Consider the following 20,830-nt stretch of genomic DNA (forward strand, 5'->3'; position numbering starts at 1 on the left):
TTGACGCCTGAAAATAGTGTTTATAAAGGCCAATTCAAAGTAAGCGACAGTCGCTACCGCCGCACATAAAGATGTGCGCTCTAATCCGTTTTAAAGACCGTCCGCATGACAGGTTTTGAACGGTCTGGCGCCGTTTTGAAGAGCCAAATATCAAAAAATTATTCCTTCAAAAGAAACGTTGATCTTTTTATCCAATACGCATATTTTACCGGTCTCTTTCAAAACAGATATAAACCACGTTTTTGAAGTATTATGGCACGTAAAGATGACATTACGGGTAAAGGGCCGCAGAACGGATACCGGTCCTCTAAATCCAACAACAAGACCAAGCACCGGTTCCATCAGAACTTGCAGAAAAAGAAGTTTTATGTACCCGAGGAAGACAAGTGGGTGACGTTGAAAGTTTCTGCAAAAACACTCCGGACGATCAACAAAAAGGGAATTAGTGCGGTACTGAAGGAAGCACGAAAAAAAGGTACCCTTATCAAAGATATCTAATTTTGTTTTTGGTTAATTCGTATTCCGAGCAACTGCAGGCCCGAATAACGATTAACTGACAACCAATAACCAATCAACACTATGGCTAAAGGAAATAGAGTCCAGGTTATTTTGGAATGCACCGAAAAGCCGGGTTCTTCGCGGTATGTAACCACGAAAAACAAGCGCAACAATCCGGACCGGCTGGAGCTGCGCAAATACAACCCGGTACTACGCAAACACACTATCCATAAAGAAATTAAATAGAGATTGAGTCATGGCTAAAAAGCAAGTTTTTGGTGAAGAAGCACAGAAGCTGAAAGGCGCTCATCGCAAAATGGCGAAAGTCATTATCTCTACCAAGTCGACCCGCGGTAAGTACGCTTTCAAAGAGGCGATGGTGGATGAAGATGAGGTGCGCAATTTCATCAGCCAGAATAAAGAGCAGTAAGTTTTAATTCAGCAGCGTTTTCCGGGGTTGCATCTGTTTTGATGATGCAACCTTTTTTTTGCTTCCATATTTGCCCTTGTTGCAGTTACGCATCCCTGAGGAAAAAGAGCCTCTTTAGGGATCAAGTTTCTTACTGCTGTTTGGGTTTCAGGTTGAATGTTACAACTTAGTGTACATTTACAGCCTTAAACCTTCAACTTTATAACCTGTAACTAACAATTCAGTACCATGTCTATCCAGGATCAGATTTTGTCAGACCTAAAAGAGGCGATGAAAAACAAGGAAAAAGATCGCCTGAAGGTACTGCGATCCATCAAATCCAAGCTGCTGGAGCGGGAAATCAGTGAGCGCAAAGGGGGCGAAGCCTCCCTCTCCGACGAGCAGGTGACCGAAGTGCTTATGAAAGCCGCCAAACAGCGCAAGGAATCGATCGAGCAGTTCAGGGAGGGCGGCCGCGATGACCTGGTGGCCAGCGAGCAAAAGGAGCTGGATATTATAGAATCGTACCTGCCGGAGATGCTTTCTGAAGAGGAAATCCGCGATATCGCCCGTCAAAAAATTGAAGAGCTCGGAGCCGAAAATATGGCGGACATGGGCAAGGTAATGGGCGTGATGATGAGCGAACTGAAAGGGCAAGCCGAGGGCAGCCTTGTCAGCAAGGTGGTGAAAGAAGAGCTCTCTTAACCCGCCAGGCATGAATCTGCTAGATCTGATTATACTGCTTCCTCTCCTCTATTTTGCCTACCGCGGATTTGTCAACGGCCTTATAAAAGAAGTGCTCAGCATCGCGGGCATTGTGCTGGCCGTGTTCCTTACCTTTGAATACATGGATACGCTAAACAAGCTGATCGGCCCGTTTTTTGGCGGTGATGAATCTTATATTCCCTTTATCTCCGGTGCCATCCTGTTTATCGGGACCATCGTAGTGGTACAGGTGATCGCCCACCTCTCCAGGAAGATGCTGGAGGCAGTGAATCTAAATTTCATAAACCGCATATCGGGCATGGCGTTCGGTGTGCTGAAAAGCGGAATTGTCATTAGCGCCATCCTTTTAATACTGGCGGGCTTTAACCAGCCTTCAGAAGAGGTCCGGAACGAGTCTGTAACCTACTCAAATATCGTATACCTGGCACCGCTGGCCTATGACCTGGTGGCCTCGGCGTGGCCCGGGGCGGAAAATTTTTCCGACACCATCCACAAAACCCTGGATGAGTACAATCCGATACAAAATTTCCCTACACTGGATCAGTAACTAACGCAATGAGCAATTTCAGGTACAAATACCAACACCCAAACTACTGGTTCAGCCCCTGAGATCCCGGCTTTGTCCCGTTTTAATGGTGCTGGCAAGCAAGCGGTTCTCAGGATTTCAATAAACACAACACGTTCAAGTTTAAGAAAATAGTTATTTAGATGCCTTTTTTACCTGTAGATGAGCAACTGGAAGTGATACGGCGCGGAACGGTTGAGATCGTTCCCGAGGAAGAACTGGTGGAAAAACTGGAAAAATCCAAAAAGAACAATCAGCCCCTGAAAATCAAGCTGGGCTGCGACCCCACACGGCCCGACCTGCACCTGGGTCATTCGGTGATCCTGCGGAAGCTGCGCCAGTTCCAGGACCTGGGGCACGAGGCAATCCTTATTATCGGCGACTTTACGGCCATGATTGGCGACCCCACCGGTCAAAACGAGACCCGGCCGGCCCTCTCCGAAGAGGAGATCAAAGAAAATGCCGAAACCTATCTCGAGCAGGCTACACAGATCCTGGACGAGGACAAAACCACCATCGTTTACAATTCTGACTGGCTCGGAACCATGCATTTTCAGGATGTCATAAAGCTGGCGTCCAAGCTGACGGTGGCCCGAATGATTGAGCGGGATGACTTTTCCAGGCGTTTTGAAGCCAATGAACCGATTTCGCTGCACGAATTCCTCTACCCGCTGGCCCAGGGACAGGACTCCGTGCACCTGCGCTCCGATGTGGAGCTGGGCGGGACCGATCAGAAGTTTAACTTGCTGGTGGGTCGCGAGCTCCAGAAAGATGACGGGCAGGAGCCGCAAATCTGCCTGATGATGCCCCTGCTGGTGGGAACAGACGGGACCAAAAAGATGTCGAAATCCTATGACAACTACATCGGCATCACCGAAGAGGCCAACGACATGTACGGCAAGGTGCTTTCCATTCCCGATGACCTGATCTACCCGTGGTTTGAACTGATTACCGACATTCCGGTCGATGACCTGCCGAAATACAAAAAGAAAGCCGAGGAGGATCCCCGCAATGCCAAACACGATCTGGCTTTCACCCTCACCGCGATGTACCACGGGGGCTCCGCGGCAAAAGAGGCGCGCAACTATTTTGAGCAAACGGTGATCAACAAGGAGATCTCCGACGAAGCGCCCACATATGAGTATGAGGCGGGATCAGAGGTGCGGCTGCTCGATATCATTGCCGACACGGGATTCACCGAAAGTAACGGTCAAACCAAACGGCTGATTAAGCAGGGGGGAGTATCGATCGATGATGAAAAGATCACCGACAAAGGCTATCGTGTCAGCTTTGAAGAAAACACCGAACTGGTTCTAAAGGTCGGAAAGCGCAATTTTTGTTACCTGAAAAGCAAGTAAGAAATCACGGGTACTATTAAACGACATCTCAATTCCTGATTACCAGTTTATTTTTTCTTTCCCGGTCGGGCGATTGCATTCCTATCAGATTCTGATATATTGATTTACACTAAATCGCCAGTAAGACCGCAACAGAATGGGTACGCACTATAAAGGGACCGAAGAAGAAAAAGAAACGTTAAATGCATTTATCAAGCTGATGCGTGCCACCGAGTCGATCAACTCGCGCCTCAATCGCCACCTGGCGGATGCCGATATTACGGTAAGCCAGTTTGGGGTGCTGGAGGCCCTTCTCCACCTGGGTCCACTGAATCAAAAATCACTGGGGGAAAAACTCCTCAAAAGCGGCGGAAATATCACCATGGTCATTGACAACCTGGAGCGGTGCGGTTATGTGGAACGACATCGCGATCCCGAAGATCGCCGCTCGGTATTAATTCACCTTACCGACGAAGGAGAACAGTTTATCCAGTCTTTTTTTCCAAAGCACCTGGAGGTGATCAAAAATGAATTTTCTGTGCTTTCAAGGCGGGAAAAAAAGCAACTGGCGGATATTTGTAAAAAATTGGGCCTCCAGGAAAAAAACACACAATAATCTATGGCCCGTGTAGTTAATGTATCCTATATGATGGATATTTGTGTTTATTTCCCTAGTAAACATTTCCATTAATCCCTAAAAGGGGGCGAGCTGATTCCTCGCTCCCTTTTTCTTTTCACGCTCGACCTGCCCAGAAGATTTGGGTGCGGAGCTATGATTTATTCCTGTTTTACAGGATAAAGGAAGCATTCCAGTTCAAATACACAATCTGCCGCTGAACGCCTCCCCATATTCCCTGTCCTATGAGACCCGTTATCCCGGTAGAGAGAAACGGTTCGACCGGGGTGCAGCCCACTATTCATACTCCTTCATGCCTGGAATGCGGATTTTAAAATGGGGTGCTACTCGTACCGTATGGCATCAGCCGGTTCTACCCGGGAGGCGCGCCGGGCCGGATACCAGCTGGCCGCCAGGCACAGCAGCAGCGTACCTGACAGTATGATCCCCACATCAACCATGTCGATACTTGCGGGATAGGCATCAATGATAAAGGCTGAGGATAGCTTGATCAGTCCATATTCTTTCTGCAGCCAGCTCAGAAGCAACCCGAGTGATCCCCCAATGCCGCAACCAATAAGGCCGATATAGATCCCCTGTTTTATAAAAATGCTCTTAATCCTGTCGGGTGAGAGTCCCATGGTTGACAGAATTCCGATATCCCGGTTTTTCTGAATTACAATCATCGTCAGTGATCCCACGATATTCAACACGGCCACCAATACGATAATCATCAAAATCAGGTAGGAACCCCATTTTTCCAACAGCATCACATCATAAAGCGGTTTTTGAAGATCATACCAGGTCGATATCTGGTACCCGGGGCCCAGCCTGGATTCGATCTCCTCTTTGACGGAGCTCGCAAGGTCGCTGTCGGTCAGCCGCAGATCTATGCCTGTAATCCTGCTACGGTAGTCGAACAGCCGCTGGGCCGCTTCAAGATCGATGTACACAACCGGCTGGCTTACGACCTGCTGCATAAAGTATGCCCCCCTGATCTCAAACCGGTAGATTCGCGGAAATGAAAACTGGGTGAGCGACTTCCGCATTCCCTCCGCACTGAGCAGCGCCGCCTCATCTCCCACATCCAGTCCCAGTTGACTGAGCTGCTGTTCGCTCATCAACATTCCCGGCTTTTTATCGCGTACGGAAAAATCAAATGTTCCGCTCGTGATCATACTGTCTGCCTGGTTGAGCCGGAAAAAGTCCGCTTTGCGGATCCCCCGAATATCCACGACCTGGTCCTGGTTGCCTTCATGGGCCAGCAGCGCCTTATCTGATATATAGGGAGCCGCTGCCATAACCTCGGGTATCGATTCCAGTTCCTGCAACAGCTCCGGATCATGAACCAGCTCCGTCGATGTCTCCGATTGAATACGAATATCGGGATCATAGGAGAGTAGCAGTCCCTTTATCACATCAAAAAAACCGTTGAAAACCGAGAGCACGACAATCAGCAGGGCCGTTCCTATGGTGATGCCGGTAATACTGATCATCGTAAGGGTCGATATCAGCGAAATGTGTTTTTTTGAAAAAAGATATCTGCGCGCTATGTAGCCGGTGGTTTCCATGACAGCTAAGATAGGAATTATGCGGCACGGTTCCATTCACGATTTGCAGGCCCTGCCGCACGAATATTTTACTTCTCACTAAACAGTTTATTCATAAATAAACATCTCAAATAAACAAGTTATAATATTTTAACTTTTTTAAATTTATAATTGTCCTAATTTAACTGATAGTAGATCTTATAGATACATAAATGATTTTCTTTACAATACAGGGAGAACAATATTCACAAGAACTAAGATTACTGTAGTCCCGGAAGAAGAAAAACTACTTATATAGTTCTTCTTCAACTCTATTCAGCGGGTTCCTGCCTGGGATCTGCTGAAATTGAACAATTTTTAACTTTGGCAGCCATCTCGCAAGGGTACTGCATATTAATTCGGATACTTTGCCTGTGGGTCACACACAATCAAAATCGATTGCACCAATGGTAAATAACAACTTAAATAAACTCTCCAACAAGGTATCCAATCTTCATCGATTCATTGAAAAATATGGAGATAAACTGGATAGCCTGACTGATCAGGAAATTCAACTGCTGATATTGGTATCCAATGGGTACAAAAGCGACGAAATAGCGCAAAAATTAGGTTATAGCACAGCAGAGGTTGAAACGCTTGAACAAGAGATCGAGACCAAACTATCTATCGACTCCAAAAAGGATTATGAAGAATACGCCGTCGTTATCAACCTGATCCGCATCTGGTTTGATTCCCTTTCCATTGTTCTTGAAAAAGACTCCGACAATACCCTCTCCTTCATAAAGGACACGCGCAATAAATCCTGAAGTTACCGCCGATGGATTTAAAGATTCTCACGGCGTTTATCCGGCGATTGAACCCGGTCTCCCACGAGTACTTCACCGGATTATTATACCAGGAATAAATTAAGATGAACATAATAATACATTTTTGAACTAATTTATTTACAACTGGCTGCCGCCTCCCCTTTCATCTCGTGTCGTCTGTCACTCACTCGTTTAAAATTGAATGTACAGGCCTTTTACCCTATCTTCTCAACTTCAATTTGAATCCTTAACATACCTAATACAGAATGCGAGTCATCATTTTCGGGCCTCCAGGCGCCGGCAAGGGAACACAAGCTGCCAAAATAGCCGAGGAGTACCATATTCCCCATCTTTCTACCGGAGAAATATTTAGAACTGCCATTAAAAACGAGACGGAACTGGGTAAAAAAGTAAAAGCCATCCTTGATGCCGGTGATCTGGTCCCGGATGACACAGTGGTCGACCTGGTAGAAGAGGAGCTCAAAAAAGATGATTACAGGGACGGTTACATCCTGGACGGGTTTCCCCGTACTGTTCCCCAGGCAGAGGCTTTTGACGCAATATTGGAAAAGAATAACCAGTCGCTGGATGCTTTTTTAGTGCTGGAAGTGCCGGAGGAAGAGCTGATCAAACGAATTTTAAGCCGTGGTGAGGGTCGCTCTGACGATACTGAAGAAGGCGTCAAAAACCGTCTTGAAGTTTATCACAACGAAACCGCACCGGTTCTGCAATACTACCAGAAGCAGGGCAAAGCAGAAAAAATCGACGGGGTTGGATCCATTGAAGAGATTTTCGGGAGAATCAGAGATACGCTGGAAAGCTAGCCTGGATCTCTCAAGAAATTTGTTCTTCAGCAAGGCAAAGGGAAAATGGCCGCGCAGACGTAGCTTTGTACGTTGAACCGGTTATTTCCCTTTTAACGCAGCTGAGACAAATCTCCTTTTTATTACCTGTCAAATAAAAAGGTCGTCACAATATGATGTAAGATGCTGCCTGCCATCAGGGTACCTGATTTGTGCATACATTATCGCGAAAAATACCGGCTAGCGTACTCACCACTTAAAAAGTATAGTAAAGTAAGTAGCATAAAATGGGCAAGAATTCCCCCTTTGAAGGAGGTTTGGGGAATGTAGTACGCCCAAATAACTGTTTGGCTACTTAACGAATTTAGTGGTCATAACACTAGTACCCCCCCGTGTATTGGCTGGTTTAAGGAATACAGCACAATTCTTTTTAAGGCTCCTCAAAAAAGTTTTGGTGCCCATTTTCCATATCCCCACCCAGATCCCGGCAGCAGCAACTGTTAAACCACCTGCAGAATAACGGGTGCAATATCCCGGATACTGACAACATCCCTGAATGCTCCGGCGGCCGGCCCTTCTGCAAACAGCGGCACCTCGTTAAACGTATGCGTTTTGGTTGAAAGGTCCTCAATATTGCCATGATCACTGCTTAGCAACAGGGTATCTTCATCGTTCCTGTTCCGAATCAGGTATTCCAGGAACGCACTAAACCGGCTAATCACCTTGCCGGCCTCCGCTTCACTCTGGGTATGTCCCGCCTTGTCGGTCAGGTAATATTCGTAAAGTACAATATCATGGCTGCGGGCCTGGTTAAGCATCCGTTCAGCCGCCTCCCCGGGATCTATTTCCGGTATCTCTATCGCCAGCTGTTCCCGCCAGGCCTGTTGTGTTATTTCTGCTGTAATTGCCTTGCCCTTTTTCAGGTCCTCCACGGTATGCAGCGGTATCCCCGCACTTTTGGTCATCAGGGTAGTACAGCTCCATCGATTGTTCTGCTCAGAACGTCGAAAAAAAATGTCGGGATACGCATTCATAAAGACACAACTTTTCCCTCTCTCCGTGGCCTTTTTAAAGATACTGTAGTCCCTGAGCAACGGCTTTGTCTTGGAATGGGGGAATGGTCCGAAGTGACGGCCGACAACCCGCGCTGCATTCCGGCCGGTAAACAGGGTGGCCTGACCAGTTCCGCTTTGGGGGAGCCCCTCCACCCCAAGCGTAGCATCAATGCCTTTAAAAAGGTGCCCGTCAGACAAAATAGAATGCGCATCCCTGGTAAACGGCTGTCCACCAGACATCGCCTCAAACCCGGTATATCTATTTTTTGAAAAAGGATTTTTCGGGGCGGTTTCTCCCAGTCCAACTCCGTCAATAAATAAAAAAAGTACTGCCATGGTATACTGTCTTACCTGTCCAACAGGATGGTCACCGGTCCATCATTCAGCAGCTCTACATCCATATAAGCGCCAAACTTTCCGGATTCCACATTTAATTGAGAATGCTCTTTAAAATAACGGATCATCTGTTCATAGAGTTCTTCTGCTTTCCCGGGGCCCGCCGCCTCCATATAACTGGGCCTGTTTCCCTTTTCAGGGTCTCCATACAACGTAAACTGCGAGACCACCAGAAGCTCCCCTGAAATATCTTGCACCGAATCATTCATTTTTCCACTTCGGTCATCAAAAATGCGGAGTTTCAAAATTTTGTCGCAGATCCACTTCAGCTTCTCAACCGTATCATCCCGGTGGATTCCCACCAGTAAAAGCAATCCATTACTGATAGCTCCCGTTACCTTTCCCTCAACTTCAACTTTGGCATGACGCACGCGCTGTACAACTACACGCATTATAAACCTCTTTTATTAATGTGGATTACCCTGTGGATAACTTTTCACTTGATCGAGTTCCATAAATTCCGTGCAAGTTCTCAACAACATTCAACATTTAAACAAAGTTTTCCACAGGTTATCAACGTTAATACCGGTGTTAATAAAATAATTTTATCTTTCCAGGTGCAACCGGCAATTGTGGATAAGTATTGAACTTACCCGTAAGACACTGTTTTTAAAGGGAAATGTTATCCACAATTACTATCCACATCAGGCCCACAATTTTGTCAAGAGTAGTTAATGATTTTCTTTTCAACTTATCCACAGTTTCTACTATGTACTACAAAGAATTTAAATTTTACTATACTTGTATAAAACGCGAGGAAAACGTGGATAAAACCTTTTAAAAAGATTCTCCGTTCTTTCTATATTTTTCTCAGTCAATAGAACCGAAGCGTTTAACCACACTCCAGATTTTTTATGGAACAAAATCTCAGATACCCGATCGGGCCCGAGCAGTCCCCCGCATCTTATGGGGAAGCAAATATTCCTGAACGGATAGATGAGATAGAACATCTTCCAAAGCAACTTACACGAACGCTTCATCCATTGACACGGCCACAGCTTGAAACTCCATATCGACCTGGTGGCTGGACCGTCCGTCAGGTTATTCATCACATCGCCGACAGTCACATGAACGGTTTCATCAGAACCAAATGGGCACTGACAGAAGACCTTCCCACGATTAAACCTTATGAACAGGAAAAATGGGCCGCCCTCTCAGACTACCAGGCCCCGGTTTCCACTTCGCTGGATCTCATTACCTCCCTTCACAGTCGGTGGGAAATTATACTGCATCGCCTGTCCAAACAGCAGATGTTTATTCAATACATTCATCCGGAATCTGGGAAGCAATCGCTCTGGCAGCATATTTTCCACTACGCATGGCACGGTCGCCATCATCTGGCGCATATTACCCAACTAATTGAAAGAAAAAACTGGCATTAACATTTTTATGAGTAAAAAAAAGAGTATTACCTACAAAGACTCTGGCGTAGATATTGAAGCAGGAGAACAGATGGTCGACTCCATCAAAGGCATAGTCCGCGAGACCCACAACGCCTCTGTACTGACCGATATTGGTGGTTTCGGAGGATTCTTTCGTCCCAACTTGGGTGATTTCAATGATCCCGTCTTTGTAAGCAGTGTAGATGGAGTAGGAACCAAGCTGATTGTCGCGTTCAAAACCGGCCGGTATGATACGGTGGGCCAGGACCTGGTGAACCACTGCGTGAATGACATTGCCGTATGTGGAGCCCAGCCACTCTTCTTTTTGGATTATTTTTCAACCGGGAAACTGAAGCAGACCGTGGGATATGAGGTAGTCAAGGGATTTGCCAGAGCCTGCAAGGAAAACGGTGTGGCCCTGATCGGCGGTGAGACAGCCGAGATGCCCGATATCTACAGTGAAGGCGAATTCGATCTGGCCGGTACCATCGTTGGTATAGTAGATCGTGAAAAAATTATTAATGGAGAACAGATCCGCGAAGGCGACCGGTTGCTCGGTTTTGAAAGCAGCGGACTCCATACCAACGGCTACTCGCTGGCCCGGAAGGTGCTATTTTCAGAATATGATGTGAGTGACAAGGTTGAGCAGCTCGGTACCACCGTCGGTGACGCCATGCTCGCAGTTCACCGTTCTTACCTGTCTCATATATCGAAATTAAAGAACATTGAAGGCGTACACGGGTTCTCCCACATCACCGGCGGGGGAATTGTGGGCAATACCAGGCGGATTCTGCCGGCGGACCGCTCGCTGGATATCGACTGGGAGGCCTGGGATCGCCCTGCTATTTTCGAACTGATACAGGAGCTCGGCAACGTGCCGGAAGAGGACATGCGGGCGACCTTTAACCTGGGGATAGGTCTGATTGCAGTTGTACGCCCGGATGCCGTGCAGGAAGTGAAGGCGTGGGCAGAAAAACAGGATGAGCCGATACATGAACTTGGATCCGTCAAGTAAAAAACAAGATGTGACATGCCTAAAGTGCACCTTCTGAAGATAGCACACGGCCGCAGCGGCGATAAAGGAAATACCAGCAATGTGGGGATCATCGCACGGCACCCGGAGATCTATCCGTTCCTTGAAGAGCAACTCACGGCGGATATTGTGAAGGAGCATATGAAGCATATCTGTAAAGGCAGGGTTGAACGGTATGAGATGCCGAATATCGGGGCGCTGAACTTTGTTCTGCACGACAGCCTGGGAGGCGGGGGAACGGTATCGCTGAAACTTGACGCCCAGGGCAAAACCCACGCCTCTACCCTGCTGCGAATGCAGCTGGAGGTACCCGAAAAGTTGCTTAAGCACGTTGAGTAATTCCTTGATTCTGTGTAAAGACCCTTTCCATAATTTGCTATTTTGTTGGGAGAGGTTGTATCACCGATCTTGATGATCTTTTAACGGGAGTACAACTCCTTCCAAACGAGGAATTGAGGACGTTCGAAAGTCCCCTGTGAGTGAAAGAATGGGGAATACCCGAATGATAACTGAAAAAAATCTACCTGCTCCCTGGTTCAACGGCGGCAGTATTCACCTTTTACCCATGACAGATGAAGATACTACTCACCGGCGCCACAGGTTACATCGGCAAGCGGCTACTCCCGGTTTTACTGGATAAGGGACATGTGGTGGTATGTTGCGTTCGGGATAAACAGCGGTTCGATACCTCAAAATATTCACAGGATCAGCTGGAGGTGGTGGAGCTTGACTTCCTGAAACCTGATACGCTGAATGCGATCCCAAAAGATATTGATGCTGCCTACTACCTGATCCATTCCATGTCGGCGGCCGGTGACGATTTTGAGGAACTCGAAAAGAAGAGCGCACAAAATTTTAGAGATCGACTTCGGCAGACTGATGTTCAACAGGTCATATACCTGGGCGGTATCGTAAACAGTAAAGAGCTCTCCAAGCACCTGCGCTCCCGCAAACAGGTGGAAGATATACTGGCTTCACCTTCTTATGCCTTGACTACGCTTCGGGCCGGAATCATTGTGGGATCAGGAAGTGCGTCATTTGAAATTATCCGGGACCTGGTGGAAAAACTGCCGGTAATGATCGCCCCAAAATGGCTGAATACCCGCACGCAACCGATCGCTATCCGTAATGTGATAGAATTCCTCAGTGGTGTGCTGGGCCGGGAAGAAACGTATAATAAAACCTACGATATCGGCGGCCCGCAAGTACTTACCTACCGGGAAATGCTGCTGAAATTTGCAGAGGTGCGTAATCTTAAACGAACTATCATAACGGTTCCGGTGATGACGCCGCGGCTCTCCTCCTACTGGCTCTACTTTGTAACCTCCACCTCCTACCAGCTGGCGGTAAACCTGGTAAATAGCATGAAGGTGGAAGTGGTGTGTGACGAAAATAATCTGGACAAGCTCCTGGAGATAGCGTTGATTCCCTACGAAAAGGCAATTCGCATGGCCTTTGACAAGGTGGAGCAGCAGGAGGTACTCTCCAGCTGGACCGATGCCCAGTCCAGTAACCTGCTGGCCGAAGGGATTTCCAACCTGATTGAAGTTCCAACTTACGGCTGTTTTAAAGATGAGCGATCCCGGCATGTTGAGGATGAACAACACATTCTTGATAGAGTTTGGTCCATTGGCGGAAAAACCGGCTGGTATTACGGAAACTGGCTGTGGGAGGTCAGGGGCTTTCTCGACAAGCTGGTTGGGGGTGTGGGATTGCGGCGCGGTCGCAAAAGCAATACAGAAATTACGGCCGGTGATTCGCTGGATTTCTGGCGTGTTCTGTACGCTGATAAAGAAGAAAAACGGCTCTTGCTCTATGCCGAGATGAAGCTGCCCGGCGAAGCGTGGCTCGAATTCAGAATAGCGGGCAATACCCTGTATCAAGTGGCCACATTTCGCCCATTGGGGGTATGGGGCCGACTATACTGGTATGCCCTGCTGCCTTTCCACGCATTTATTTTCAAAGGAATGATTGACAAAATAACGGAAAAGCCCGAATCAACAACGTAAATGCTATATTTTTTAAAATAAATAAATTCCACTATTCAACTTCGCCGAGATCTCCCCTTCGAGCTGCCCTTTTCAGTTCATCATTGGCATAGATCGCTATTTCCACCCGGCGATTTTGCTGTCTGCCAGTGGCTGTGCTGTTGTCGGCGATCGGTTGCTCCTCGCCATACCCGATGATGGTCATCCGATCGCTCTCCACCCCCAGGAACGAGCTGTAGCTGGCGACCGACTTTGCCCGTTCTTCAGAAAGCTGCTGGTTATACCCGTCAGGTCCGGTATTGTCGGTATGGCCCGCAAAGAGAATATTGGTGTCCTCATACTTTTGGAGGATCTCTGAAAGATCTTCCAGGTTGGATCGCGACTCATCACGAAGGGCGTGTGAATCCACATCAAAGAGAATGCCTGAATCGAACGTGATTTTAATGCCCTCTCCCACCCGTTCAATGGTGGCATTGCTGAGATCCTCGCGCATTTCCCGGGCCTGCCGGTCCATGTAATTGCCTATAGCGGCCCCCGCTGCCCCGCCCACGGCAGCTCCTATGATCGCTCCCTTGACAGTGTTGCCAGTCGCCTTCCCGATAATAGCGCCAGCCAGTCCACCGGCCCCGGCCCCGATTGTACCGCCTTTTGCGGTTTTACTCCAGTTCTGACAGCCGGTGATGACCATACACAACATCGAAATAGAAAGAAAAAGAGCAGTAGCCTTTTTAGTCCTTTTCATAAATGAAATAATTTGTTGGATTGTTGGTGGTTAAACGTGTTAGATGGGACCTGCAGAAAAATGTTCCCTTCTGAAGAAATCCCGGTTACCGGGCTCCTTAATATTTTCGGACAGGAAGGGGAATTCAGATCAGGAGACGGAAAGACATTCAGGAGGTTAGAATGAGTGAAAAGAACCATGCGAAAAGGAAACGGTTTAGCTGTATTTCTAATATGGAAAAGAAATATAGCTATAGCCAACAAATTTAACTGGCAGCATTGCCAGTAGAATGGTCCTGGTTCAGGAACGCTACCGGAATATTAACCCGGGTTCTGTCCCACCTGATGGTGATGGAGGTGGAATCATTTTGAACCTCTCCAAACTGGATGGAGAACGCTTCGGCGGCATCTTCCACCTGTTCTGAATTTACATCAACCCGCAGTATGTCGTATTCAGCATTATAGTCGAATGCGCCCCACTGCCCCAGCTCACCATTGAGAATTAGGGTCCATTGCTCTTTTCCAGGGATGGTGAAAAGCGCATAGGTACCGGCTTCTACTTTTTTATCCGCCAGCACAATATCGCGGGTGGTTGTCAGCTCGGTTGCCTCATTGGCCCCGGTACGCCAAACCTCGTTGTAGGGAACGAGATCCCCAAAAATGGTGCGGCCGCGCTTATACGGCTGACCGTAGACAATCTTGATGTAGGTATTGTTGTGATCTACCTTGGCGATGGCAATGGGACTTTTCCGCCGATCGGTGTCTGTTTGCGCAGGTTCCTCCTGGCAGGAAACAGATATCAGAAACAGGAAAGTAAAAGCGAAAGCGACAGATGATTTTTTCATAATAACTTTGGAGGTTAAATGAATTACCACAATCAGGAAAAGGGGGCTAAAAGTTCCCCGCAAACGGGGTAACGTGATTTCGCGCGGGCTCGTAACCGACCGCCACCCCGAGGTCAAACGTCAGGTTGGAAATTCGAAACCGGGTGCGCAGCCCGAGGCCGAGCACCGTGCGGGAAGCACTACCCAGCCCGTAATGCTCGACATCTGCGACGGTATCAGAAAACCCGACCAGGTACAGGTTGCTGAGGTAGGCGGGAAAGAAAAATCCGCCCGCATCTGGATAGAATAAGGGGATCGTGTACCGGGTATTAACACTCAGCAGGTGTTTCGCAGCCGCAAAAACAGGTTCGGAAAATCCATTGGAGACCAGTCGCTGATTGTCAAATACCGGGGCGGTCTGCGTCATGGCCTCGATACCGACGCGAAGGGATTGGTTCAGGTGTTTTAGCGGAGCGGTATAAAAGAAAAGGCTGGAGTGCCAGGCCGTGGCGTTAGAGAAATCGATAAGCTGTTGGTAGTCTGCAGTCTCGAGAGAGGCGGATCCACCACCAAAAAAATGCTCCAGCTCCGAATAGAAGACCAGGCCACTGTTGGGCTGCAGGTCACGGATATTCTGCTGAACCCGGTAGGCAAGAGAGCTGGACAGGTTGACACCGGCAGAATGGGCGTAATTTGAGGCGGGCTCCCCGTTGTGGTCCAGTTCAAAAAACCGGGTGCCCCTGACTGTTACCGAAGGCGTAACGGCCACTGAAGAGAACCGGACGTTGTTTTCCAGGATCACCCGCGTGGGAATGCCCGCTGAAGCACCCACATCCTGGCGTAAAAATTGAAGGGGTTCCTCGTTACCGGTTTGATTTTCAACCATAATGGTATTGAATGAGGGAGTGCTGAACGCGTTTAGCTCCATCCCCGGGAAAAAACCGGTATGTCTGTATGTCAGATCGTACCATAACCGCCGCTGGACGTGAGACAGATCCAGCTGGTAGGCATTGCGCTGGAGCAGATCGTTGCTGTGGAAACTGAGTCCCGCCTCGTAGGTGCCGGAATTTGAAATCTCGCTCACCGTTGGCATGATGGTGCGTGGCCGGATCCATTTCCCGCCCGGCTGGTATGAAGTCACCTGCCAGGACGCTGTTTTTTCTTCCAGGTCTGATCCAAGCTCTTTACGGGCCATCAGACGTTCTTTTTTATCAGAGGGACTCCACCGGCTGGCAGGGACAGGTTGGCCAGCGAAATTGCTGCGCTCGAGGATCACCGGCAGCCGCTCATTTTTCTGCTGAATCACAAAAGCGATGCGCTCCCCGTGGGGACTGTAGCTCCCTTCCATCGCATTGTGGGTGGCGCTGGTGATCCGGCTGAGAGTCCGGGTTTCAAGATTGTATTCATACAGCTGCAGCGTGCCGGTATGGTCGCTGCTGAACATCAGGCGGTTGCCGGAGGGGTGCCACGCGGGATCAAATACCGAGCCCTTCTCAAAAGATATTTCCGGGACCTGCCCTACCACCTGCCGGATTGAATCTTCATGCACTAACCATAGGCCCTGGAGTCCGCGGCGGTTGGCCACAACGGCCAGTTGCCGGGCGTCCGACGGGTTCGGCTTTACACTTACAAACTTTGTATCGGGCAGGGGGAGTGAAGCGTTGACCTGCAGTGCAGAGTGAGCGCGGTCGAGCATAACCAGTGCATTTGATTCCTGGTCGGTCTGCAGGGCAAGGAGTCCGTCCTCCTGGTAAACCGGGGCGAAGGCCCGCAGATTTGTAGAAACCCGCTTCACTGAACCAGAGGGGATATCTGCCTCATAAAGATCCATTATAAACGTATTGTGGTATATCGGGCTTGAGCGGTAGCTGGAAAACAAAAGTCGTGTTTTATCGCTCGACAGGTCGTAGTTGTAATCACCGACGGACCGGATTTTTATCACGTTTTTCAGCCTGCGTTCCTCCAGGGAATAGGTATAAAATCCCGGGCTGGCGTTGTAAAAGCTCCCGTAGACAAGCAGCTGGTGGTCGTTGAGCCATGCCGGGCGACGGATTTCCGCCCCCTCAAAACGGATCGGCAGCGGATCATAAGTGGCGAAGTTCGCCTCGTCCCCCCTCTCCTGATCCTCCACAAACTGATCATAGAGCGTGCCGGGCCACTGACCGGTTGAATGACGAAGAGCAGTGCCGTATCCGAGGAATGGCCATCGTATGAAAAAGTCGATCGCATCGCGCGTAGCATCCCCCCCGTAGGTTCGCTGCAGCCAGCTGGTAAACTGGTATCCGCCGATGTAATGGCGGTCGAAGGGCCGGCTGTAGGCGGAGATACTGAGCATCTCTCCCAGGGACCAGCGCTCGGAGCTGGAAAAAACGGCATCGAACTGGTTCCTGAAATAGGGATAGTTTCCACGGCCGCCGCCGGGTGTAACGCCGGCAGTTTCGTAATAGGTGGCGATGCCTTCGTGCACTCCCTGGGGAACGGATCCCTGGATCGAGCGGGCAGCGTCCGGGGAAAACAGCTTGACGATGCGGGCCCAGAACCCATCCAGGTGATTGTAGTGAAGGGCGTGGACCAGCTCATGCGGGACCACGGTCTCCAGCCAGTTGCCCGACCGCGGATTCATCGTCTTACCCTTGATCGGGGGTATCTCAATCTCCGATCGGAAGTGGAGGGAGCTGACGAACCCGTTGGAACGGTCATTGTAGTTGTTCAGAACCACCGGGAAATCGGACAGCTGCCCGCCCACAAGCTGCTGCACCTCCGGGTATTCATGTTCCAGGATGCGCGCCGTCCGGTAAGCCACCGAGTCCTCTCCGTCCGGAAAAACAATCTTGAAATGCGAGGTCTGCAGTTCCTGCCAGTTTAAACCCGGGGGGCGATACGTGTTGGGATACCATTGGGCAGAAGCAGAAGTAGCGCAGAACCCGGCAAGTATGGCAATGAATACAATGCGTTTCATAGAGGCAATACTACAAACAATATGGGGAGGGTGCCAAATGTGGAAACAAGCTCTGGTTGTACACCGATGGTTTTATCCGGTAAAATTCGGGAGATACTGGTAGAAGGCCCAAAAATGGGAAAAGGTGCCGCCCATCACAAACAGGTGCCATATTTCGTGGTGACCGAACCACCCGGGCAGCGGATTCGGTTTTTCAATGCCGTAGATGACGGCGCCCGCGGAGTAGGCCAGTCCCCCGGCGGTCAGCCAGAGCAGGAACGCCAGGGGAAGCTTCTCGAACAGCGTTGGAAACAGCAGTACGCCCAGCCAGCCCATGGCCAGGTAAAGAAGCAGGGAAAGCCACTTCGGAGCGTCAATCCAGAATATTTTTTTTAGAATTCCGCCCAGGGCAAAAGTCCAGATCCCTGCAAAGACAATCCATTTCCAGCTATCATCCAGCACAATCAGGCAGATGGGGGTGTAGGAACCGGCAATCAGCACATATATCATACTGTGATCCAGTTTTTTCAGGAACCGGATCGCCCTCTCTCCCACATGCAGGCTGTGGTAGAGCGCGCTCGATGTATAAAGCAGTACCATGCTGAGTCCAAACATCGAGAAGGCAACCACGTGGGTTGCTGAGCCCAAAAAAGCGGTATCATAAAGCAAAAGGAATAACCCCACGACCGAAAGCAGCGCCCCGGCACCGTGTGTCAATCCGTTGATGGGTTCTCGTATATGTTTTTTTAGAAAGTGCATGCCGCAATATACAGGTTTTTAGATAACAACTGACAATATGATACGCCTGGTTAACGCAACCCGCCGTAAAATCGTTTATCAGAAATAAAGGGGGGGTGAAAAACCAGGGCTTTTGGTCAAGATCAAAGCTCTTATAAAGTCAGTGACGATGTTGGGAGGAAAGCAGGGGCTGTCCGGGATTTTCGGGCATATTTTTCAATGAGCGTGCAACAAGTGGATTTTGTACAGGCCTCTGCGAAATTGGCCTTCACTTTTTGTACTTTTGGAGTTGTACAAAAAGGAGCCTGAAACCTATATTACAAAATTCAGGTTTATTTAAATCACGACCGTTATGTCTGACAATTACCGCGCATTAACCCGAACGTACCGGCCCACAACATTCGATGATATTGTCTCGCAAAAACATGTGAGCAATACCCTTAAAAATGCGATCAAGCAGCAGCGGCTGGCGCACGCCTACATGTTTTGTGGTCCGCGCGGGGTCGGAAAAACCACCATGGCCCGGGTGCTGGCGCGTACGGTCAATGAAATTGACGCCTCGGTAGATGGGGAGGGCCTGAATCAGACATTGAACATTGTTGAGATCGATGCGGCCTCCAACAACAAGGTGGACGACATCCGGGACCTCCGCGAGCGTGTGCGTATTCCGCCGCAAAACGGCCGCTACAAGATCTATATCGTCGACGAGGTGCACATGCTCAGCAAGTCAGCATTCAACGCCCTGCTGAAGACGCTGGAGGAACCCCCCGACCACGTCATTTTCATTTTTGCGACTACCGAGCCGCACAAGGTGCTGCCCACCATCCTCTCCCGCGTTCAGCGGTTCGACTTCAAGCGGATAAGTGTGGACGAGATCGTGGATCGGCTGCAGCAGGTGGCAGAAGATGAAGGGATTACAATCGATCTGGAATCGTTGCACGTAATCGCCAAAAAGGCGGACGGCGCCCTGCGCGACGCGCTCGGGCTGCTGGACCAGGCGATCGCCTTTTGCGGGACCGACATCGACCACGAAGAGCTGCTTCGGGCACTCAACGTGGTGAGTACAGACCGCATGTTTCAATTAATGGAAACGGTTGAGCGGCACGACGCGAGCGCGGGTCTGGAGCTGGTTAACCAGTTGCTGCAGGAAGGCCACGATATCCAGGAATTTTTGGTGGGGCTGCTGGAACATCTCAGGAACCTGTATGTGGCAAAAAATTCTGACCAGATGCACCTGGTGGAGGCGTCCGCTGAAACAAAGAAGCGGTACCGGCAAGCCTCGGATCCCTTCAGCGAAGATGATCTCCTGCGCATGATGCACCTGGTCAGTGAAGCCCAGTACAAGATTAAGGAGGCCAACCAGCCGCACATCCAGTTTGAACTCACCCTGCTGAAACTGGTCCACATGGAGCGCTCAAAAAAATTGAACCAGCTATTGAACGAGCTGGATGCCTTAAAAAAAAAGCGTAGCCGTGTAGAAGGGGAGCGTAAACAGCAGGAACTCCCCGGGGATAGCTCCGCAGCGGTTGACCAAAAGAACTCCCCTGAGCCTGCCCGTCCAACGAAGACCGGCGTCGGGGATCCTCCGGGAAAAGAGAACGAGCCCGGATCAGGTGACGATTCCGAATCCCCGGTAGCCGACTCTGTGGAAACCCGGGAAGAGGAACTCGAGCCGGCGGCTTCAACCCCTCCCGATGATTCCGGCTCCGGGCAGCGGCCCCGCAGCCAGGCTTCTGTGGAGGAACCCGACCAGGAAAATGAGGTAGCCGTCGCTGAAGAGGACGACGACTTTTTCGGGCGACCCTCGCTGGGGGGGTTTGGAAAGGCCACTGCAAATAATGGAAATGGGGTTGCTGCGGAGGAGCAGGAACGAGAACCAGAAACGACAGCAGGCTCATCGGTACCAAAGAAAGATCACATTACGTTGGAGGAGGTCAGGGAAGAGTGGGACCCGTACCTGAAGCTCCTTAAAGAGCAGGTGCCGCAGACCCTGTATTTTCAGATGCAGCGTGTCGAGCCGATCGCCCTGAAAAACCGGAAGCTGACACTGCGCTGTTCAAACGATTTTGCCAAGCGTATTCTGGATGAAAACAAGCGGGACCTGGCCAAAAAACTGGAATCGATAACCGGCATCTTCCTGCGTTTTGAAAGTGTCGTCCAGAAGAATGAGCAGCAGGACAAAGAAGAGGCCAAAAGTCCCTATGAGCGATTTAAGGATCTGCAGGAACGGGATCCAAAAATAAAGATGCTTGTTGAACTGTTCGGAGCCGAACTCGATTATAACCTGAACCGGTAGGATGATTGAATAAGACTGTAGTCCCAGCAGGTTAATCTCCCCGGTTTCCTCCTCCGGGCTGGAACTAAAGTCTTTGGGACCAGCACAGGTTAAAAACTCCCCCTTGAGGAAGAGGGCGTTATAAAAGAAAGTAAATACGTTAACATGAAT

Annotated in this window: 21 protein-coding genes; 14 read left to right on the forward strand and 7 right to left on the reverse strand. The window is 49.5% G+C overall.

Annotated features, from left to right (window positions below):
* Positions 1 to 252 precede the first annotated feature (252 nt).
* From rpmB to ACG2E4_RS06690, 7 genes are all read left to right on the forward strand, one after another.
* Complete coding sequence (gene rpmB, locus ACG2E4_RS06660) at positions 253 to 498, forward strand: 50S ribosomal protein L28 (protein ID WP_395260187.1); 246 nt, start codon at positions 253 to 255, stop codon at positions 496 to 498.
* Positions 499 to 579: 81 nt separating this feature from the next.
* The gene (gene rpmG / locus ACG2E4_RS06665) at positions 580 to 744 is read left to right on the forward strand and encodes a 50S ribosomal protein L33 (protein WP_310684097.1); all 165 of its coding nucleotides are present in this window, start codon (positions 580 to 582) and stop codon (positions 742 to 744) included.
* 10 nt (positions 745 to 754) lie between these two features.
* Positions 755 to 928 carry a DUF4295 family protein gene (locus tag ACG2E4_RS06670; RefSeq protein ID WP_395276069.1) on the forward strand — a complete coding sequence of 58 codons (174 nt, stop codon included), beginning with the start codon at positions 755 to 757 and terminating at the stop codon, positions 926 to 928.
* Positions 929 to 1,156: 228 nt separating this feature from the next.
* On the forward strand, positions 1,157 to 1,612 hold the full coding sequence (locus ACG2E4_RS06675; RefSeq protein WP_395260183.1) for a GatB/YqeY domain-containing protein: 456 nt from the start codon (positions 1,157 to 1,159) through the stop codon (positions 1,610 to 1,612).
* Positions 1,613 to 1,622: 10 nt separating this feature from the next.
* On the forward strand, positions 1,623 to 2,180 hold the full coding sequence (locus ACG2E4_RS06680; RefSeq protein ID WP_395260182.1) for a CvpA family protein: 558 nt from the start codon (positions 1,623 to 1,625) through the stop codon (positions 2,178 to 2,180).
* Between the two features lie 161 nt (positions 2,181 to 2,341).
* Complete coding sequence (tyrS, locus tag ACG2E4_RS06685) at positions 2,342 to 3,556, forward strand: tyrosine--tRNA ligase (protein ID WP_395276070.1); 1,215 nt, start codon at positions 2,342 to 2,344, stop codon at positions 3,554 to 3,556.
* 136 nt (positions 3,557 to 3,692) lie between these two features.
* Positions 3,693 to 4,151, forward strand: a complete 459-nt coding sequence (locus ACG2E4_RS06690) for a MarR family winged helix-turn-helix transcriptional regulator (RefSeq protein ID WP_395260178.1) — start codon at positions 3,693 to 3,695, stop codon at positions 4,149 to 4,151.
* Positions 4,152 to 4,495: 344 nt separating this feature from the next.
* Here the strand turns inward: ACG2E4_RS06690 and ACG2E4_RS06695 are convergent, their stop codons facing one another.
* Complete coding sequence (locus tag ACG2E4_RS06695) at positions 4,496 to 5,722, reverse strand: FtsX-like permease family protein (RefSeq protein WP_395260175.1); 1,227 nt, start codon at positions 5,720 to 5,722, stop codon at positions 4,496 to 4,498.
* A gap of 425 nt (positions 5,723 to 6,147) precedes the next feature.
* Here ACG2E4_RS06695 and ACG2E4_RS06700 point away from each other — a divergent pair, with 425 nt between their 5' ends.
* Entirely contained in the window at positions 6,148 to 6,507 is a 360-nt protein-coding gene (locus ACG2E4_RS06700) for a helix-turn-helix transcriptional regulator (RefSeq protein WP_395276071.1), read from the forward strand.
* A gap of 266 nt (positions 6,508 to 6,773) precedes the next feature.
* Positions 6,774 to 7,331, forward strand: coding sequence for an adenylate kinase (locus tag ACG2E4_RS06705; RefSeq protein WP_395260171.1), 558 nt, complete (start codon positions 6,774 to 6,776; stop codon positions 7,329 to 7,331).
* Between the two features lie 479 nt (positions 7,332 to 7,810).
* Here the strand turns inward: ACG2E4_RS06705 and ACG2E4_RS06710 are convergent, their stop codons facing one another.
* Positions 7,811 to 8,701, reverse strand: a complete 891-nt coding sequence (locus ACG2E4_RS06710) for a hypothetical protein (protein WP_395276072.1) — start codon at positions 8,699 to 8,701, stop codon at positions 7,811 to 7,813.
* Between the two features lie 11 nt (positions 8,702 to 8,712).
* Positions 8,713 to 9,153, reverse strand: coding sequence for a D-aminoacyl-tRNA deacylase (gene dtd, locus ACG2E4_RS06715; RefSeq protein ID WP_395276073.1), 441 nt, complete (start codon positions 9,151 to 9,153; stop codon positions 8,713 to 8,715).
* A gap of 462 nt (positions 9,154 to 9,615) precedes the next feature.
* Between dtd and ACG2E4_RS06720 the strand changes: the two genes are divergently transcribed.
* The 4 genes from ACG2E4_RS06720 to ACG2E4_RS06735 all read left to right on the forward strand — a co-directional run bounded on the left by ACG2E4_RS06720 (position 9,616) and on the right by ACG2E4_RS06735 (position 13,185).
* Positions 9,616 to 10,143 (forward strand): YfiT family bacillithiol transferase, encoded by a 528-nt coding sequence (locus ACG2E4_RS06720; protein ID WP_395276074.1) that lies wholly within the window; start codon positions 9,616 to 9,618, stop codon positions 10,141 to 10,143.
* 7 nt (positions 10,144 to 10,150) lie between these two features.
* Positions 10,151 to 11,158, forward strand: coding sequence for a phosphoribosylformylglycinamidine cyclo-ligase (gene purM / locus ACG2E4_RS06725; protein WP_395276075.1), 1,008 nt, complete (start codon positions 10,151 to 10,153; stop codon positions 11,156 to 11,158).
* Between the two features lie 15 nt (positions 11,159 to 11,173).
* The gene (locus tag ACG2E4_RS06730; RefSeq protein ID WP_395260163.1) at positions 11,174 to 11,515 is read left to right on the forward strand and encodes a hypothetical protein; all 342 of its coding nucleotides are present in this window, start codon (positions 11,174 to 11,176) and stop codon (positions 11,513 to 11,515) included.
* A 233-nt stretch (positions 11,516 to 11,748) separates the two neighbouring features.
* Entirely contained in the window at positions 11,749 to 13,185 is a 1,437-nt protein-coding gene (locus tag ACG2E4_RS06735; protein ID WP_395276076.1) for an SDR family oxidoreductase, read from the forward strand.
* A 31-nt stretch (positions 13,186 to 13,216) separates the two neighbouring features.
* On the opposite strand, the gene ACG2E4_RS06740 is transcribed toward ACG2E4_RS06735, so the two are convergent.
* From ACG2E4_RS06740 to ACG2E4_RS06755, 4 genes are all read right to left on the reverse strand, one after another.
* Positions 13,217 to 13,906: an OmpA family protein gene (locus ACG2E4_RS06740; protein ID WP_395260160.1), complete on the reverse strand. Its 690-nt coding sequence runs from the start codon at positions 13,904 to 13,906 to the stop codon at positions 13,217 to 13,219.
* Positions 13,907 to 14,150: 244 nt separating this feature from the next.
* Positions 14,151 to 14,729, reverse strand: a complete 579-nt coding sequence (locus ACG2E4_RS06745) for a DUF2911 domain-containing protein (RefSeq protein ID WP_395260158.1) — start codon at positions 14,727 to 14,729, stop codon at positions 14,151 to 14,153.
* 46 nt (positions 14,730 to 14,775) lie between these two features.
* Positions 14,776 to 17,667, reverse strand: coding sequence for a TolB family protein (locus tag ACG2E4_RS06750; protein ID WP_395276077.1), 2,892 nt, complete (start codon positions 17,665 to 17,667; stop codon positions 14,776 to 14,778).
* 72 nt (positions 17,668 to 17,739) lie between these two features.
* A complete protein-coding gene (locus ACG2E4_RS06755) occupies positions 17,740 to 18,405 on the reverse strand; it encodes a hemolysin III family protein (protein WP_395276078.1) in 666 nt (221 codons plus the stop codon).
* A 331-nt stretch (positions 18,406 to 18,736) separates the two neighbouring features.
* Between ACG2E4_RS06755 and dnaX the strand changes: the two genes are divergently transcribed.
* A complete protein-coding gene (dnaX, locus tag ACG2E4_RS06760; RefSeq protein ID WP_395276079.1) occupies positions 18,737 to 20,680 on the forward strand; it encodes a DNA polymerase III subunit gamma/tau in 1,944 nt (647 codons plus the stop codon).
* Positions 20,681 to 20,830: the final 150 nt, after the last annotated feature.

It is taken from the genome of Halalkalibaculum sp. DA384 (assembly GCF_043951955.1).
Classification (GTDB): domain Bacteria; phylum Bacteroidota; class Rhodothermia; order Balneolales; family Balneolaceae; genus JAMQKA01.